17 protein-coding genes are annotated in these 17053 nt (G+C 39.5%); 5 read left to right on the forward strand and 12 right to left on the reverse strand.

Going from position 1 to position 17053, the window contains the following annotated elements:
- The first annotated feature begins 145 nt into the window (after positions 1-145).
- Complete coding sequence (locus tag A33I_RS09950) at positions 146-1039, forward strand: COX15/CtaA family protein (protein ID WP_022628286.1); 894 nt, start codon at positions 146-148, stop codon at positions 1037-1039.
- A 127-nt stretch (positions 1040-1166) separates the two neighbouring features.
- On the opposite strand, the gene A33I_RS09955 is transcribed toward A33I_RS09950, so the two are convergent.
- The 4 genes from A33I_RS09955 to glsA all read right to left on the reverse strand — a co-directional run bounded on the left by A33I_RS09955 (position 1167) and on the right by glsA (position 7718).
- Entirely contained in the window at positions 1167-2609 is a 1443-nt protein-coding gene (locus tag A33I_RS09955; protein ID WP_022628287.1) for a cryptochrome/photolyase family protein, read from the reverse strand.
- 125 nt (positions 2610-2734) lie between these two features.
- A complete protein-coding gene (pyc, locus tag A33I_RS09960; RefSeq protein WP_022628288.1) occupies positions 2735-6181 on the reverse strand; it encodes a pyruvate carboxylase in 3447 nt (1148 codons plus the stop codon).
- Between the two features lie 216 nt (positions 6182-6397).
- Entirely contained in the window at positions 6398-6667 is a 270-nt protein-coding gene (locus tag A33I_RS09965) for an Fpa/YlaN family protein (RefSeq protein ID WP_411810022.1), read from the reverse strand.
- A gap of 127 nt (positions 6668-6794) precedes the next feature.
- The gene (gene glsA / locus A33I_RS09970) at positions 6795-7718 is read right to left on the reverse strand and encodes a glutaminase A (RefSeq protein WP_022628289.1); all 924 of its coding nucleotides are present in this window, start codon (positions 7716-7718) and stop codon (positions 6795-6797) included.
- Positions 7719-7857: 139 nt separating this feature from the next.
- Here glsA and A33I_RS09975 point away from each other — a divergent pair, with 139 nt between their 5' ends.
- Positions 7858-8367 (forward strand): hypothetical protein, encoded by a 510-nt coding sequence (locus A33I_RS09975; protein ID WP_022628290.1) that lies wholly within the window; start codon positions 7858-7860, stop codon positions 8365-8367.
- A gap of 245 nt (positions 8368-8612) precedes the next feature.
- Here A33I_RS09975 and A33I_RS09980 read toward each other — a convergent pair whose 3' ends face one another.
- Complete coding sequence (locus A33I_RS09980) at positions 8613-9941, reverse strand: PhoH family protein (protein WP_031311544.1); 1329 nt, start codon at positions 9939-9941, stop codon at positions 8613-8615.
- Between the two features lie 238 nt (positions 9942-10179).
- Positions 10180-10644 carry a pyridoxamine 5'-phosphate oxidase family protein gene (locus A33I_RS09985; RefSeq protein WP_022628293.1) on the reverse strand — a complete coding sequence of 155 codons (465 nt, stop codon included), beginning with the start codon at positions 10642-10644 and terminating at the stop codon, positions 10180-10182.
- A 197-nt stretch (positions 10645-10841) separates the two neighbouring features.
- Here A33I_RS09985 and A33I_RS09990 point away from each other — a divergent pair, with 197 nt between their 5' ends.
- Positions 10842-11045 carry a YlaI family protein gene (locus A33I_RS09990; protein ID WP_022628294.1) on the forward strand — a complete coding sequence of 68 codons (204 nt, stop codon included), beginning with the start codon at positions 10842-10844 and terminating at the stop codon, positions 11043-11045.
- A gap of 34 nt (positions 11046-11079) precedes the next feature.
- On the opposite strand, the gene A33I_RS09995 is transcribed toward A33I_RS09990, so the two are convergent.
- Together A33I_RS09995 and typA are read right to left on the reverse strand one after the other, a co-directional pair.
- Positions 11080-11409 (reverse strand): YlaH-like family protein, encoded by a 330-nt coding sequence (locus A33I_RS09995; protein ID WP_012959546.1) that lies wholly within the window; start codon positions 11407-11409, stop codon positions 11080-11082.
- 29 nt (positions 11410-11438) lie between these two features.
- Positions 11439-13274 carry a translational GTPase TypA gene (gene typA / locus A33I_RS10000; RefSeq protein ID WP_012959547.1) on the reverse strand — a complete coding sequence of 612 codons (1836 nt, stop codon included), beginning with the start codon at positions 13272-13274 and terminating at the stop codon, positions 11439-11441.
- A gap of 196 nt (positions 13275-13470) precedes the next feature.
- On the opposite strand from typA, the gene A33I_RS10005 reads away from it, so the two are divergent.
- On the forward strand, positions 13471-13668 hold the full coding sequence (locus A33I_RS10005; protein ID WP_022628295.1) for a DUF5325 family protein: 198 nt from the start codon (positions 13471-13473) through the stop codon (positions 13666-13668).
- A gap of 22 nt (positions 13669-13690) precedes the next feature.
- On the opposite strand, the gene A33I_RS10010 is transcribed toward A33I_RS10005, so the two are convergent.
- Both A33I_RS10010 and A33I_RS10015 read right to left on the reverse strand, forming a co-directional pair.
- Positions 13691-14491: an inositol monophosphatase family protein gene (locus tag A33I_RS10010; RefSeq protein WP_022628296.1), complete on the reverse strand. Its 801-nt coding sequence runs from the start codon at positions 14489-14491 to the stop codon at positions 13691-13693.
- 159 nt (positions 14492-14650) lie between these two features.
- On the reverse strand, positions 14651-14848 hold the full coding sequence (locus tag A33I_RS10015; protein ID WP_012959550.1) for a hypothetical protein: 198 nt from the start codon (positions 14846-14848) through the stop codon (positions 14651-14653).
- A gap of 243 nt (positions 14849-15091) precedes the next feature.
- On the opposite strand from A33I_RS10015, the gene A33I_RS10020 reads away from it, so the two are divergent.
- Complete coding sequence (locus tag A33I_RS10020) at positions 15092-15733, forward strand: DUF1054 domain-containing protein (RefSeq protein ID WP_022628297.1); 642 nt, start codon at positions 15092-15094, stop codon at positions 15731-15733.
- Between the two features lie 45 nt (positions 15734-15778).
- On the opposite strand, the gene A33I_RS10025 is transcribed toward A33I_RS10020, so the two are convergent.
- Both A33I_RS10025 and A33I_RS10030 read right to left on the reverse strand, forming a co-directional pair.
- On the reverse strand, positions 15779-16051 hold the full coding sequence (locus A33I_RS10025; protein ID WP_022628298.1) for a UPF0223 family protein: 273 nt from the start codon (positions 16049-16051) through the stop codon (positions 15779-15781).
- A gap of 29 nt (positions 16052-16080) precedes the next feature.
- Positions 16081-17031 carry an NAD(P)H-dependent flavin oxidoreductase gene (locus A33I_RS10030; protein ID WP_022628299.1) on the reverse strand — a complete coding sequence of 317 codons (951 nt, stop codon included), beginning with the start codon at positions 17029-17031 and terminating at the stop codon, positions 16081-16083.
- Between the last annotated feature and the right edge of the window lie 22 nt (positions 17032-17053).

Raw genomic sequence — 17053 nt, forward strand, 5'->3', positions numbered from 1 at the left:
ACATTTAGGATTCGACATAAAATATTCACGGTGAGGAAATTGACTTTTATTTGCTTTATTTTTAAGATCAAAGGAGACAAATGTTTTTCTCTTTGCTTACTCTAGCATATATTTAGATAATTTTATAGAAGGAAAGGTGAAATTAGTGCACAAACGATTGAAGATTTATAGTGTCATCACCTCAATAGGGGTGTTAATCGTCCTCTTACAAGGTGCACTTGTTACTAAAACTGGTTCAGGTGAAGGTTGTGGGGCCACTTGGCCGCTTTGTTTTGGCGAAGTGATTCCGACAAATCCTGCCATCGAGACGATTATTGAATATAGTCATCGAATTGTATCAGGTTTAGTAGGTGCAATGATTATTATTCTTGCTATTTGGGCTTGGAAACAACTAAAGCATATGAGAGAAGCGAAAGCATTATCGATCGCTGCTGTCATACTTATTATTTTTCAAGGTCTGCTAGGAGCAGGCGCCGTCGTATTTGGTCAATCAAAGGCGATTCTTGCCCTCCACTTTGGAATTTCTGCTATGTCTCTTGCTGCAGTCGTATTGCTAACCATTCTAGCATTTGAAGATGGCAGGGAGCATACGATGGCTCCTAAAGTAAGCAAAGGCTTTAAGTACTATGTATTCTTTGTTATTACTTATTGTTATGCAGTAATCTATTCAGGAGCATATGTAAAGCATTCAGAAGCTACATTAGCCTGCGCTGGTTTCCCATTATGTAACGGCCAGATTTTCCCTGGACTGTACGGTCCGGTCGGGGCACATTACTTCCATAGAGTTGTGGGAACAATTCTCTTACTCTTTTTACTCATTCTTATGATTTGGACTTTATCCCGTTATCGACATTACAGAGTGCTGACTTGGACAGCTGTGTTATCTTTCTTATTAGTTGTCGGCCAATTTATTAGCGGTATTTCGATTGTATTTACTCAAAATGCTTTATCTGTAGGTCTTATTCATGCGTTAATTATCTCAATTCTTTTCTCTGCCTTGTCTTACATGACTATGATTATTACAAGGCCTTCACATTAACTACAGTATTTAACTACAATAATTAACCACAAAAAAATGACAGCAGTCTATTGCTGTCATTTTTTATTTATAACCATATTTATCTATTTCATACACCCTCATTCCTCATCTTCACCTTTCCTCATCTTCACCTTTCATCATCTTCACCTTTAAAAAACGATATAGCCTTCTTCCTTTGCTTACTGTGGTCAACGATAGGCAGAGGGTAATCCTCATCTAGCCTGCATTTATACTTGACTTGTTCTTCTTCACTCATTTTCCACGGCTCATGAATATATTGATCAGGCACATGCTTAAGCTCCGGGATATAGGTGCGTATATAGGTACCATTCTTATCAAATCGTTTTGATTGAGTAACAGGATTAAAGATTCTAAAATAAGGTACAGCATCCGTTCCTACTGAGGCGGCCCATTGCCAGCCTCCGATATTAGAAGAAGGATCATAATCAATCAGCATGCGTTCAAAATACCGCTCCCCCAAACGCCAATCAATTAACAAATCTTTGGTAAGAAACGAGGCAGTGATCATTCTAAGCCGATTATGCATCCAGCCTTCATTCAACAATTGCCTCATTCCTGCATCTACAATCGGAAAGCCAGTTTCTCCACGTTTCCATGAAGTTAGTTCGTCTTGATCATGACTCCACTTCAACTCTCGGTACGCCTTCATTATTTCACGGTCTTTACAATCAGGCTCATAAAAATGAACCATTCGGTAAAAATCTCTCCATGCTAACTCTTTTAGAAACGTTTCAGCACTATAGGAATCTGCTTCAGAATTTAAAATATGATAATAAATACTTCTAATAGACAGGGCGCCTGTTTTTATATATGGCGAAAGCCGGCTGGTCCCGATTATGCTTGGGAAATCACGATTCGCTTTATAGCCTGTGAGCCTTTTTTTCGTAAACATTTGAAGTCTCTTTATTGCATGCTCCTCGCCTATGGCAGACCAATCAAATCTGCATTTCTTTAGTAGGTTAGCAAACAAAGCTTCTGCCTCCGGGTCGGGTGTAGTACCTTTATAAACAGAACTTATCAATACATCTTTCTTAATAACAGCCGGGGTACGCTTCCTCTCTTTTGCCCAAGCTTTATAATATGGGGTAAATACTTTGTATGGAGTCCCGTCTTTTTTCAACACTTGGTCAGGCTTAGTTAAAAAAGCATCCTCAAATGTAAAAAATGGGATTGATTGCTCGGAAAGAAACTGTTCTGCCGCTTCATCTCTTAGCCTTCCTTCCCCAATACGATCATCGTTTGCATACACGGCATCTATTTCAGGAAAAGCTTGGAGCAATTTAGAAAGTGCGTCTTCAATTGTACCCGTAATAATGTAGAGATCTCCATCATTTGCTTTAAGAGTTTGTTTAAAATGCATGACGGTTTGAAAAAAGTAATCGTGATGAACCGGCTCAACTGATGCTGTTTTAGGATCTAAATAGAAAAAAGCCAGCCACTTGCCACCATGTTGTTCAATCGCCTCTATTGCATGATTTAATGCCGTATGATCATGCAGTCTAAAGTCTCTTCTAAACCAAACTGCTTTAAATGTATCGTTATTCCCCAACACTTCCACCTCCAGTTGCACACCAACTTGCACATGCACTTAACAAAACATATACAATTATAGTATATCACCTTACCCGTCCACAAGAAAAAACACAACCTGCCAAGACAGGTTGTGTCGTTAACTTATACTAATTCAATGAGCAAATCACCAGTTAATATTGGATCTCCATCACTTACAAATACTTCTTTTACTTCTCCATCAAATGAGGCTTGAACCGTTGTCTCCATCTTCATTGCTTCTGTGATCATAAGATGGTCGCCTTTTTGTACTTTGTCGCCTTTTTGTACTAATGTTTTTACAACGGTACCTGGCATAGACGCCCCAATTTGATTAGGGTTGTCTTTATCAACTTTCGGTCTTGCTACAGTCGTACTTGCCACATTCATATCCTTAATAACCACTTCACGCGGCTGTCCATTTAATTCGAAATAGACAATTCGTGTTCCATCGTCCTGCGGTTTTGAAAGGGAAACCAACTTCACAATTAATGTTTTTCCTTTCTCGATCTCCACTTCTATTTCTTCTCCAAGCCTCATGCCGTAGAAGAAAGTCAGTGTATCGAGAACTGAGACATCGCCAAATTGATTTCTAAATGCCTCAAACTCAGTAAACACTTTTGGATAGAGTGCATAAGAAAGCATGTCATGGCTTGTCACTTGACGATCAAGCTGCTTAAATAATTTTTCTTTAATTTCTTGGAAATCGACAGGCTCCATATTTTCACTAGGGCGGCCTTCAATCGGCTTACGGCCTTTTAAGATAATCTTTTGGAGCTTCTCAGGGAAACCTTGATACGGCTGGCCTAACTGACCTTCAAATAATTCAACCACAGAATCTGGGAAGTCAAGTGACTCTCCTTTGTTGTAGATGTCTTCTTCAGTCAAGTTATTTTGAACCATGTATAATGCCATATCCCCTACTACTTTAGAAGAAGGTGTTACTTTCACAACATCTCCAAACATATCATTGACTGTACGATACATTTTCTTTACTTCATTCCAGCGAGCTGCTAGTCCTACTGCTTTTGCTTGCTGCTGAAGGTTGCTGTATTGTCCCCCTGGCATTTCATGCTCATATACTTCCGTATGAGGAGCGTTCATGCCGCTTTCAAAACCAGCATAATATTTTCTAGTGCCATCCCAGAACTCGCCTAACTGCTCTAATGCTTTAATGTCTACATTCGGCTTGCGCTCTGAGTGACTTAGTGCATAATACAAGCTGTTTGCACTTGGCTGAGATGTAAGGCCAGCCATAGAACTTACAGCCACATCGACGATATCTACGCCTGCCTCAATCGCTTTGGCATACATAAATAGTCCGTTGCCGCTTGTATCATGAGTATGCAGGTGAATAGGGATATCGACCGTTTCTTTAAGGGTAGAGATCAATTGATATGCTGCTTCAGGCTTTAATAACCCTGCCATATCTTTAATTCCTAAAATATGCGCCCCTGCTTGCTCTAACTCTTTAGCTAGATTTTTGTAGTAGGCAAGATCATATTTTGGTCTTGACGAATCGAGAATATCTCCTGTATAACACATGGCAGCTTCAGCAATTTTGTTGTTATTCCGCACAGAGTCAATGGCTAAAGTCATACCTGGCACCCAGTTTAAGCTGTCAAAGATACGGAATACATCAATGCCGGCATTGCTTGATTTTGCTACGAATTCTTCAATGACATTATCCGGGTAATTCTTGTATCCTACCGCGTTTGATGCACGAAGCAACATTTGAAAGAGGACATTTGGTGCTTGCTTGCGCAGCGTAATTAAACGTTCCCAAGGGTCCTCATGCAAGAAGCGCATCGCAACATCAAATGTAGCTCCGCCCCACATCTCCATAGAGAATAAGTTTGGAAGCATACGAGCTGTTGGCTCTGCGATTTGCTTAAGGTCATGTGTTCTCACTCGAGTTGCAAGTAATGACTGATGAGCATCACGGAAAGTGGTATCAGTAAGAAGGACATCCTTTTGTTCTTTTACCCATTTCGCTAAGACTTCAGGTCCTTCCCTATCTAAGATTTGCTTTGTTCCATCCGGGATAGGCTCTGTCAATTTCAGTTTTGGCACTTGCGGCTTATCTGAAATTGGTTTTTTAGCTTTTTCAAGTCCTGGATAACCATTTACAATCGTTTCTCCAATAAACGAAAGCATTTTTGTTCCACGGTCTTTTCTCTTAGGGAAAACGAATAGTTCTGGTGTCGTATCAATGAATGATGTATTATATTCACCGTTTAGAAAACGAGGGTGTTGAACCACATTCTCTAAGAACGCAATATTCGTTTTAATACCGCGGATTCGGAATTCTTTTAGGTTACGTAACATTTTCGCTGCGGCGCTTTCAAATGTTAAAGCCCACGTCGATACTTTTACTAATAAGGAATCATAATAAGGAGTGATAACGGCTCCTTGGAACCCATTTCCAGCATCGAGTCGAACACCGAAACCTCCACCTGTACGGTAGGCATTAATACGGCCAGTATCAGGCATAAATCCGTTACTTGGATCTTCTGTTGTTACTCGGGACTGTATAGCAAACCCATTACAAACGATCTCTTCTTGAGCAGGTATACCAACTTTTGTACCGTGCAGCGGCTCACCATCAGCGATCAGGAGCTGTGATTGGACAATATCAATACCTGTGACCATTTCGGTAATTGTATGCTCCACCTGTACTCTAGGGTTCACTTCAATAAAATAAAACTCCCCGTTATCAGTTACAAGAAACTCAACCGTACCTGCATTTAAATAGTTTACATTTTCCATTAATTGTACAGCTGCCGCACATATTCGCTCGCGCAGTTCTATGTCTAATGAAACACTCGGTGCAATTTCAACTACTTTTTGATGACGTCTTTGTACGGAACAATCGCGATCATATAGATGCACGGTAGAACCATGTTTATCTGCTAAGATTTGTACTTCAATATGTTTAGGATTTTCAATAAATTTCTCTACATAAACCTCGTCGTTTCCAAAAGCAGATTTTGCTTCTGATTTTGCACGCTCGAACGATTCCTTCATTTCAGACTTAGAACGGACAATTCTCATCCCGCGTCCGCCGCCGCCTAAAGAAGCTTTAATAATAAACGGGTAGCCGTGTTCTTCTCCAAATTTCTCGACTTCCTCAAGGCTTGCTACAGGGCCGTCACTGCCAGGAATGACAGGTAGATTTGCTTTTACAGCTTGGGTTCTAGCCTGTACCTTATCTCCAAACATAATGAGATGTTCAAGTTCAGGACCGATAAAGATAATACCTTCTTCTTTACAGCGAGTAGCAAAGTCAATGTTCTCTGATAAAAATCCGTATCCAGGGTGAATTGCATCAACATCATGTAACTTAGCCACTTCGATGATGTTTTCGATATCTAAATAGGCATCGATTGGCTTTTTACCTTCTCCTACCAAATAGGCTTCATCCGCTTTATATCTGTGGTAAGCACCAGCATCTTCTTTTGAGTAGATTGCGACCGTACGAATATGTAATTCAGTACAAGCACGGAATATACGAATTGCAATTTCTCCTCGGTTAGCTACTAAGACCTTTTTAATGTTGTTTAAACCATTCATATACTTTCTCCTCCACTCTCCTAAGTAATCCTGTTATTTCTTTCTCATCATGCTTGTATTCTAGTATAGAGAAAATGTGATCGATTTGGCAAATAAATTTTTGACAATTTTGATTCATCGGGTAATTAAAAGCGCTTACAACACTTTTTTAAATCTAATCTATAATTGGGATTGAACATAAAAAAGTCAAGCATCCTAAATGGAGCTTGACTTTTTTTATTTGCGTAATGATGCTTCGTGAAGGGCTGCTAACTTTCGTTCTAATTCATTTAACAGCTGCTTACCTTCTTCTTCCCTAACAAGCTCAAGGCGAATGGCAAAGTCAATTTCTCTAGACAAACCAAACATCTGTGTATCTAAAACCTCTTCATAAAGAGGACACTGTGGCATCGTTAAATTTTCCATTTGCACTTCGATAAGCTGTTGGATCTTCTCAGCATCAGATTTTAGAAGGGCATACGCTCGTTCATTATGCTTATTGACCATCTCTTGAGACACGAGATCCCCCTCCTTACTTATTTATATCAATGATTTAATAGTATCTTTTATATACTAAAAATGCAATGATTTTAAGACTAATTAACGATTTAGTTGCAAATGATTTTCAAACTCATTAGAAAATACTCAAGTGATAATAACTAGACAATGCCTCAAGCAGCTTCATTCCAGCCACACTATTCCCCTTCTCATCTAATGCCGGGCCATAAATACCTATACCAATGTTATTAGGTACAGCACCCACAATTCCGCCAGACACACCGCTTTTTGCCGGAATTCCTACTCTGATAGCAAACTCTCCTGATGAATTATACATGCCGCAAGTGACCATAAATGTTTTCACAAGTCTTGCAATTTCAAACGGAATAATCTCTTCGCCTTCTTCATTTTTACCGCCATTAGCTAACACAAATCCGATCCTGGCCAAATCATCACAATCGACTTCAATGGCACATTGCTTAGTATAAAAGTCTAATAATTGGTCGACGTTTTCATCAATAATCCGATGTTGCTTCATAAAGAAAGCAAGGGAGCGATTAAGATCAGCTGTGTTAAATTCAGATTGTGCTACTTCACGATTATAGGTCACGCTAGGACGTGCGCACATTTTTCTAATCAATTGAAGAAGCCTCTCAAGCCTTTCTTCCGTGGATTCACCTTTTATGAGGTGACTGACGGCTAAGGCTCCTGCATTGATCATTGGATTAAGCGGTTTGGCGACAAGCGACTCTAATTTTGCAATTGAATTGTAAGGATCTCCCGTAGGTTCCATGCCTACTTTATCAAAAACGACTTCCTCCCCATGGTCCATTAAGGCAAGGGCTAAAGTAAGCACTTTCGAAATACTTTGTAATGTGAACATCTCGGTTGAGTGACCTGCTGAAAAACATGTTTCTTTGCCATCGAAAATTGAGACGGCTAAAATGCCTTGATCTGCTTTAGCTAGCGCAGGTATATAATCTGCCACTTTGCCCTCTGCAGCATATGGTTCTGCTTCTTTTACTAACTTCTCTAACTGTTCACCGTACTGACAGACCATCGCACTCACTCCAAAAAGGTTATTTCTTTTATTATACCCAGATGTGACAAATACATGGTAACGCTTTATACTTGATAGGAAGATGTAGATGAAATTAGAGTACGAAAGCAAGATTTACTAGATTGGAGGAATTGCAGCAATGGAGGAATTTGTTATTTTTATTGAAGGGAATGTAGACCATCCCTTAACCATCGACCCAAGTGTTTGGATCTTTGATGAGCGAAAAGTAGATTTAACTACATACTTTACTGAGGAAAGAATAGTGGAAGATAAGGATGAAGCTTATACCAAAGCCATCTCTGCTCAGTGGGATAAAGAGATTATCGAGGGCTCTGCTCCGCCAAACCCAAACTCAAATGACAACAAAATACACTATAACAAAGAAGAGTTAACAACAGGTTCTTTTGGCATGCCGCTAGCTCCCTTCTTACAAAATGTGAAACCGAATCAAGACGTTCGTGAGGTTTTAGTTGAACAAGGAGGCGGAACGATTCAAACCATTCCATTATCAGAAGCGATGGAAATGGTCGCTGGGTTCTCAAAAGAAGGGAAGCCGCTTATAGAAACCGGCCCTATTCACCTTTATTACGGAGACGGCCGTAACATAGAAGAGCCAATTACTCATGTAAGAAAGCTTGTATTAAAATAAGGTACAGCGCGGAGTGAGACAATAGCATTAGTAACATCAGCGCCTGCTAACTAATGGATTGCGCATATGCACTTTTTCTAAAATATACTACGTTTTCCCCTGGAAGCTGGTGAGCCTCCTCGTGCGCGCCACTGAGGGGTCTCACCTTTGCTTTTGCTTCCACCGGAGCTCGCGTATATTTCATCCTCTAAGTTAGCACATTTTCCCCCCTTTAGTTATAGCAATTCTTTAGAACAGCACCAATTTTATAATAAATCTGCTGCTAATTGGGCTAAGCCTGATCGTTCCCCTTTAACGAGCTTCACATGACCGCTTACTGTTTGATCCTTAAATTTTTCTACTACATAGGTCAGGCCATTATTATATTCATCAAGGTATGGATGATCGATTTGCTGCGGGTCACCCATTAGGACAATTTTACTTCTTTCCCCTACCCTGGTTAAGATCGTTTTCACTTCGTGTTTTGTTAAGTTTTGTGCTTCATCAATAATGATAAACTGGTCTGGTATACTTCTTCCTCTAATATAGGTAAGTGCTTCTACTTGAATTGACCCCATACCAGCTAAGATCTGATCAATCTCTCCTGGCTTCTTTGTATTAAACAAAAATTCAAGATTATCATAAATAGGCTGCATCCAAGGTCTTAATTTTTCTTCTTTTTCTCCTGGAAGATACCCTAAATCTTTTCCTAACGGGACAACAGGCCTCGCTACGACTAGCTTTTTAAACTTACCCATATCTTCTGTTTGCATTAATCCTGCAGCAAGAGACAATAACGTCTTACCTGTTCCCGCTTTTCCAATCATAGTAATGAGACTGATATCATCTCTAAGCAATAATTCAAACGCCATTCTTTGCTGTACATTTCTTGGCTTAATTCCCCAGACTTGATCAGGGTCGCTTACAAAAGGCTTCACTTTCTTCCCATCAGGCTCTACTTTACCTAATGCAGAACTCGAACTGCCCAGCGCATCTTTCATAATAATAAATTGATGGGGGTAAAAAGGATGCTTGGTCAATTCTGAGATGGCCAGCTCTCCTTGGGAATAAAAGCGTTTCATCACGTCTGCATCAACATAAATTTCTACATAACCAGGATAAACTGAATCAAATTCTACAACACGATCACTTAAAAAATCTTCTGCGGGAAGACCAAGTGCATCAGCTTTTACTCTAACTAGGGCATCCTTGCTCACTAAGATTACATGTTTCCCTTCAACACGCTCTTGTTCCTCTAGCATTAAGTTCAAGGCAACAGCAATAATCCGATTATCATTTGACATTTCTGCAAATGAATCTTTTAATCGTTGAAAGGAGCGATGATTTAATTCAACTCGGAGCTTTCCACCGCCATCTAATGGCACACCCTCATGCAGCTTACCCTTTGTCCTTAATTTATCTATAAGTTTTGAGAAATGGCGGGCATTTCTGCCTACCTCATCCATATACCTCTTTTTCGAATCCACTTCTTCTAATACAACGGCTGGAATAACCACTTCATTCTCTTCAAATGAGAAAATGGAGTGAGGGTCCTGTAGTAGTACGTTTGTATCTAAAACGTAGATTTTATTCAACATTCCGCCTCCTGACTCAAGTATCGTTACGCTGCTTGCTATTAATTTATGCGAGTGCCTGTAATAATGTCTCTAATTCATTTATTCTTTCTCAATAACACTATATGTCTAAGCCCAATAAGATAGACGAGGAATCTATAAATAGCTTGGAATGATTACATGAAATAAGATGATATGAAATGAAGAACAAGTGAAAGCTAAAGGCGGCCTGCACGCATTCTGCGCAGGCCGCCTTCCATTATTCTTTATTATATGTTTTTAACGCTTCCATCACTTGACGATCTAACTTCGCTGCCGCCTCAGCATCATAAGTTTTATCATATTCCGGATTTTGTACGATTTTTGCACCATAAAACATCACATCACGTACTTCTTCCACATCCACTTCAATTAATGACAGCTTTAATGGAACTGAATCCATTTTTTCACTTTTAACCTTTGCTTTTCCTGAAACAGAATAGGTTGAACCGTTGGCAATGATCGTCAAGACCACACCAGGCTCCTCTTTAATATTTGTAATAATGCGCGATCGGTTATCAATAGCAAAACGGAGCTTTTTATTTGTGGGTGCATACACCCAGGATATTGCATTTACATTCGGAGATTTTTTCTCAAAGTCTACTGTAGCTAGAGTAACATACCGCTCTTTCTGTAAATGAGGCAGCAGTTCGCTTGTCAACTCATGTTCTACTTGATTAGCCATATTGATCCCCCCTATAATTAATTACCTATAAGTATACTATACCTATATTAATCAATTTTTAAAACTTGTTTCTTTTTTTTGAAGATGCCTTTACAATAAAGAAAGAATCCCATTTCTTATAGACAGTGATCAGACTTTATAAAGTTTATGAATTGTGTTAATAGGACCCAAAGGTTAACGAATGGAGTGATAAGGTCATGAGAGTAAAATGTGTACTCTGTGATAAAATTGACAAAATAGATGACCAGCTCCCACTAGCAAAACGCTTACGCAATCGTCCGATTCATACGTATATGTGTGATGAATGTGACGAGCGGATCAGGGAGCGGACACTAGAAAGACAAGCAAGCGGGAATTTCACTTTAACCTATAAAACTGAAAAAGAAAGCGAGTGGTTATAAACCACTCGCTTTCTCTTATTTTATCCTTATTATTTTACCCTTCCTTTTTCTCTTCCCGGTGTCTGTACAACCGGTAACGATAAATTGCAAGGATTAGTGCAGAAATAATAAGAACGACAATAATCGGTGCGCCGAATGCAAATTCCATCAGCCACAATACAAAGCAGCCGATAATAAGCATAATATATACAACGACCTTTTTTAGGATCGGCAGTTCTCTTGCAAATCCAAGGTTAAAAACCAAGATAGCCAAAATCACAATCGCTATATATGCTAACAGCCCATACCATGGATTCTCAGCAGTTGCCTGCATCAGCCACGAATAGCCTTCAAGATCTGCCTCTTGTAATTGTTGGTTGTCCACCTATCTCCCCAACCTTTCATGCCTTTTTATTACTTAGCAGCAAGCTTCTTACGCTTCTCTGCACGCTCACGCTCTGTTTTCACTAAAATCTTCTTACGTAAGCGGATTGATTCTGGTGTTAATTCACAGTACTCATCCTCGTTCAAGTACTCTAGAGCTTCTTCAAGAGTCAAAATACGAGGCTTTTTCATCGTTACTGTCGTATCTTTAGTAGCTGAACGTACATTTGTTTGTTGTTTCATCTTTGTGATGTTAACAACCAAGTCATTATCACGTGTATGCTCTCCAACAATCATACCCTCATAAATTTCAGTACCTGGCTCTACGAAAATTGTACCACGGTCTTCTACTTGCATAATACCATATTGACTTGCTTTACCTGTTTCCATTGAAACAAGAACCCCTTGGCGGCGACCGCCTACTTGTCCTTGAGCCATTGGCTGATAGCTGTCGAATGAGTGGTTAATGATACCATAACCGCGCGTTTGCGATAGGAATTCAGTTGTGTATCCAATCAATCCACGTGCAGGTACCATAAACTCAAGTCGAACTTGACCTGTTCCAGTATTTGTCATATTAACCATCTCGCCTTTACGCTCACCCAATGATTCCATGACAGATCCAGTATATTCTTCCGGAACATCAATCTGCACACGCTCAACCGGTTCACATTTCACACCATCAACCTCACGAATAATTACTTCAGGTTTAGAAACTTGAAGCTCATATCCTTCACGACGCATATTTTCAATTAAAATTGATAAGTGAAGTTCTCCACGGCCTGATACAATCCACACATCTGGTGAATCAGTATCTTCAACTCTTAAACTAACATCCGTTTCAAGTTCAGCACGAAGACGTTCTTGAATTTTTCTGCTTGTCACAAATTTACCTTCACGTCCAGCAAAAGGACTGTTATTAACTAGGAATGTCATTTGTAGAGTCGGCTCATCGATACGAAGGATCGGAAGGGCCTCTTGGTGTTCTACAGGACAAACCGTTTCACCAACATTAATTTCTTCCATCCCTGAAACAGCAATTAAATCCCCAGCTTTTGCTTCTTCAATTTCTGTACGCTTTAAGCCTAGGAAACCAAATAATTTCGTTACACGGAATTGCTTTACTGATCCATCAAGCTTCATTAGAGATACTTGCTGACCTACTTTAATTGTTCCGCGGAATACTCGTCCAATACCGACACGACCTAAGTAATCATTATAATCAAGCATAGTTACCTGGAACTGAAGCGGCTCATCGCTGTTATCGATTGGAGCTGGAATTTCATTAACAATCGTTTCAAATAATGAAGCCATATTTTCATCTTGCTTTTCCGCATTCATGCTGGCAGTACCATTAATAGCTGATGCATAAACAACAGGGAAATCAAGTTGGTCTTCATCTGCCCCAAGGTCAATGAATAAGTCAACAACCTCATCAACCACTTCAGCCGGGCGAGCAAAGTCACGGTCAATTTTATTAACAACAACAATTGGTGTTAATTTCTGTTCAAGTGCTTTCTTAAGTACGAAACGAGTTTGAGGCATACAGCCTTCATATGCGTCAACGACAAGAAGCACACCATCAACCATTTTCATAATACGTTCAACCTCGCCGCCGAAATCCGCGTGACCAGGTGTGTCCATAATATTGATACGTTTATCTTCAAAGTTAATTGCAGTATTTTTAGCAAGGATTGTAATACCACGTTCTTTTTCTATAGCATTTGAGTCCATTGCTCTTTCTTCTACTTGTTCATTTTCACGAAATGTCCCAGACTGCTTTAGAAGCTCATCAACCAATGTTGTTTTACCATGGTCAACGTGGGCAATAATTGCGATATTACGTATATCATCACGATGTGTCATTAAATTCTCTCCTTATTTGTTGATTAACTGTCTAAGTATAGCACATATTGAAGGCAAGTCCATAATTATGTGTAAAAGCAAGCTCAATTCTGTGCTTTGTGCTTATCTTTAACTTATTTGTCACATTGTCAGGCTTTTTCTTTAAAGCATTTCACGATACACTTATAGATAGTGATTTAATCTTAGGGGGATTTATATGAAGAAGGAGAATGTACTTTTTTTATTATTAGCTGTTATTACAGTTATTTGCATTATGAGTATCGGAGTAGCTGTAGCTGAACGCAGTATTGTTATTGCTCTCTTAGCTCTTATCGGTATAGTCATTGCATTATTTTTAGGGATTTCACTGCGAAAGAAAGTTAACGAAGCTAGTGAATTAAAAAAGCTTGAGTAAGAAAAATCTTACTCAAGCTTTTTTAATATTCTTCTCCTATATATACGGAAATAATTTCTTTATGTAAGATCGGTTTTGATGCAAATAAGGTTCCAGGCTCAGTTAAAGATAATGGATCTCCTTGAAAATTAGAAGCCACACATCCCACTTCATTAAGGATCACAATACCAGCAGCATAGTCCCAAGGCGATAACTGGACACTCAAATACCCATCTAATCGATCAGATGCTACATAAGCCATCTCAAGAGCAGCAGACCCATAAGATCGTATGCTTCTTACATCTCTAACCAAGGCTTTCAACGGATTGCGATATTGATTTTTTTCCTCGACGAGCCATCTAGCATTTAATCCAATCACTGATTCGTGCAGAGGTCTTTCTTTTACAGGAGGGAGTTCAACATTGTTAAGATAAGCTCCGTCTCCTCTCACTGCATGGAATAACTCATCTCTCATCACATCGTAAATAATCCCTATCATGCCTACTTTGTTATGATAGACCGCGACAGATATGGCAAAATTCTGCTTTTGATGAATAAAGTTCATTGTTCCGTCTATAGGATCAATAATCCATACGGTTCCCTCTAATAAAGGTTCCTCACTTGCAATCCCTTCCTCACCGAGAAAGTAGTGCTCTGGATATGTCGTTTGAATTTTCTCATAGAAGAACTCCTCAATTGAGCGGTCTACTTCAGTTACAAGGTCATCTGGGTTCGACTTTGTTTCAATATCTATTGGGCCAGCTAATGTCTTTTTGATTTTTTGACCTGCTTCATTTACCCAACTTGTAGCAACTTTTTCAAGTTCTGACCAATTCATTGACATAATGCTGCCCCCTTTTCTATCTTACAGCTATTATGACATAACTTTCCTAGAATGAAAATCATCCAGCCTTTAATACCTTATAGTTGTCACAATCCAATAAATCATAAAGAAGCGAGGGAGATCCCTCGCTTCTAATTCTTTTATTTGGTTAAGTACTGTTTAATGAGTATGTCCTTTTAATTGTACAAGTTCTTCTCTTAGTAGCTCAAGAATACGTTTGGCTTCATTCATTTGATCAATATCTTCTTGAATCATTGCATCATGAAGTGTCATTAGTTCGTAATCAATTTCAAGCTTCAAAGCTGGAATTCGCTTACCTACATCGATTCGCTTAACCTCTTGGATCACTTGTTTCATTGCCCAACACCCCTTTAACGTAGAGTTTAGCAGATAGGATAAGTTCATGAGAGATTTTACTAAATTTTCTGTAAATTTAGTTATTTATAGTATAGCATATGTTAAGACAAGATAAAATGCAACCAATGTTTTAATTTTCTGTGAAATTTTCGGCATCAAGTTAAAGTGTATAGAGCATGGTTTATGATTAAAAGTAAGCTGTTATGATACTATAAAGTAATAAAGACTTTAGGAGGTTAAACGATGGCTGAAATCGAATTTACACAAGAGGATTTTGATGTATTTGACATCGAGGGATTAGATGCAAGAATGGAAGCATTAAAAACAAGAATCCGCCCAAAATTTGAAGCTTTAGGAATAGAGCTTGCTCCCACCCTATCTTCAATGACTGGCGATGAATTTTTTACACATGTAGCTAAGCATGCTAGACGGAAAGTAAACCCTCCAAATGACACGTGGGTGGCATTTGCTGCGAATAAACGAGGGTATAAAAAATTACCTCATTTTCAGGTTGGGTTATTCGGGACTCATTTATTTGTCTGGTTTGCAATGATTTATGAAGCACCTGCTAAAGGGGAGTTTGCAGAGAGGCTCCTAGATAACCCTGGCGAATGGCTTAAAAAGGTCCCTAAAAATTTTGTCTGGTCTATCGATCACATGAAACCTGAAGCGATCTCGCAAAGTGATGTCGATGCTGACGAATTTACCTCAATGCTCACACGCCTCCGCGATGTGAAAAAAGCAGAATTATTATGCGGAATTCATATTGACCGTCATGATCCAATATTAAAAGATGGGGATGCATTGTTAAAGCGCATTGAAGAGACGTATCAACATCTGCTCCCCCTTTACCAAGAAGCACAGAAAGCATCTGTCCCTTCCTAAAATGATAAGCAAAAGGCTGACCTTAAATTAGGCCAGCCTTTTTAGCTACTTCATCTTCACGACGGTATTTTCGTCTTGTTCTCTCGCTTTTTTTACTGTGTGATAGCAAGATACATCAGCTTGTTGTTCAAACTCTTTAAATACTTGTTTTTCTTCACTTTTTGAAGGAACAATTTCCTTAAAGCGGCGGTATTTAGCTAACAGTTCTTCCCTGCCTATGCCTTTTTGATAGGCTTTTTCAATCGCTTGGAAAAATTCCACCACATCAATCACTTCTTCTGTAGACCAATCGAGCGAAATCGGCATATTCATTTCCATAAAAACCTCTCCTGCCTGCTGACTCAAGCTTAGTGCCAGCGTTTTCTTATGTCTAGACCTTCTGAAATCATACGGTCCATCAACTCTTGTACAGTTGGAATATCATGAATTCGTCCCATCACTTGCCCAGCCCAGCCAAATCCTGATTCTTTCCCGTCATAAATATAGGCTTTGTTAGCTTCCCCGCTAATATACTGCTTTAACGCTTCATATGTAGGAGTTATCTCCTCTATTTCTAATATTTTATCCGTCCAGCTATTTTTAATCGCACGAGCAGGTGCACCGAGTGAGCGCTTAATCACTACTGTATCTTCTTCAGATGCTTCCACAAGACGTTCCTTATATTCTGAGCTAGCATGGATACATTCCTTCGTTGCAATAAATCTGGTCCCCATTTCTATTCCCTCTGCACCAAGAGCCAATGCAGCCATCATACCACGACCATCCCCAATTCCTCCAGAAGCAATGACGGGTATCTTTACTGAGTCTACGACTTGAGGGATCAACACCATCGTTCCCGTATCGCTGCGCCCAAGATGTCCTCCTCCTTCTTGACCAACTACCATTACCGCATCAGCACCTAACTCTTCGGCTTTTTCTGCTTGCCTTCTTGCAGCTACTAATACGAGGGTTTTGATAGAAGTCCCTTTTAACATGTCAAAAATCGGTGTAGGATTTCCACCTGTCATTGAGACAACTGGCACCTTTTCATCAATTGCTACTTGAAGCATATGTTCAAATGGGCGTCCATGCTGGCCGATCGCAAAGTTCACTCCAAATGGTTTAGATGTTTTTTTCCTAACTGCATGAATTTCATCTCTTAAAGCTTCAGGAGACTCTAGCGACATAGCCGTAATTTGTCCAAGCCCCCCTGCTTCTGATACGGCAGCAGCCAAGTCAGAATATGCTAAATAAGCAAGCCCCCCTTGAATAATTGGATATTCAATACCTAATAGTTTCGTCACTCTCGTTTCCCACATCGTTCATCCCTCCAAGTGTAAT

This window comes from Alkalihalophilus marmarensis DSM 21297, assembly GCF_000474275.2.
Lineage (GTDB): Bacteria > Bacillota > Bacilli > Bacillales > Bacillaceae_D > Alkalihalophilus > Alkalihalophilus marmarensis.

Coding starts and splice junctions, on each gene's coding strand:
- pyc (WP_022628288.1), bottom strand. CDS start 6,181: ATGAATGGTTTAAACAACATTAAAAAGGTCTTAGTAGCTAACCGAGGA.
- A33I_RS09965 (WP_411810022.1), bottom strand. CDS start 6,667: ATGGTCAATAAGCATAATGAACGAGCGTATGCCCTTCTAAAATCTGAT.
- glsA (WP_022628289.1), bottom strand. CDS start 7,718: ATGGTCTGTCAGTACGGTGAACAGTTAGAGAAGTTAGTAAAAGAAGCA.
- A33I_RS09975 (WP_022628290.1), top strand. CDS start 7,858: ATGGAGGAATTTGTTATTTTTATTGAAGGGAATGTAGACCATCCCTTA.
- A33I_RS09985 (WP_022628293.1), bottom strand. CDS start 10,644: ATGGCTAATCAAGTAGAACATGAGTTGACAAGCGAACTGCTGCCTCAT.
- A33I_RS09990 (WP_022628294.1), top strand. CDS start 10,842: ATGAGAGTAAAATGTGTACTCTGTGATAAAATTGACAAAATAGATGAC.
- typA (WP_012959547.1), bottom strand. CDS start 13,274: ATGACACATCGTGATGATATACGTAATATCGCAATTATTGCCCACGTT.
- A33I_RS10005 (WP_022628295.1), top strand. CDS start 13,471: ATGAAGAAGGAGAATGTACTTTTTTTATTATTAGCTGTTATTACAGTT.
- A33I_RS10010 (WP_022628296.1), bottom strand. CDS start 14,491: ATGTCAATGAATTGGTCAGAACTTGAAAAAGTTGCTACAAGTTGGGTA.
- A33I_RS10015 (WP_012959550.1), bottom strand. CDS start 14,848: ATGAAACAAGTGATCCAAGAGGTTAAGCGAATCGATGTAGGTAAGCGA.
- A33I_RS10020 (WP_022628297.1), top strand. CDS start 15,092: ATGGCTGAAATCGAATTTACACAAGAGGATTTTGATGTATTTGACATC.
- A33I_RS10025 (WP_022628298.1), bottom strand. CDS start 16,051: ATGGAAATGAATATGCCGATTTCGCTCGATTGGTCTACAGAAGAAGTG.
- A33I_RS10030 (WP_022628299.1), bottom strand. CDS start 17,031: ATGTGGGAAACGAGAGTGACGAAACTATTAGGTATTGAATATCCAATT.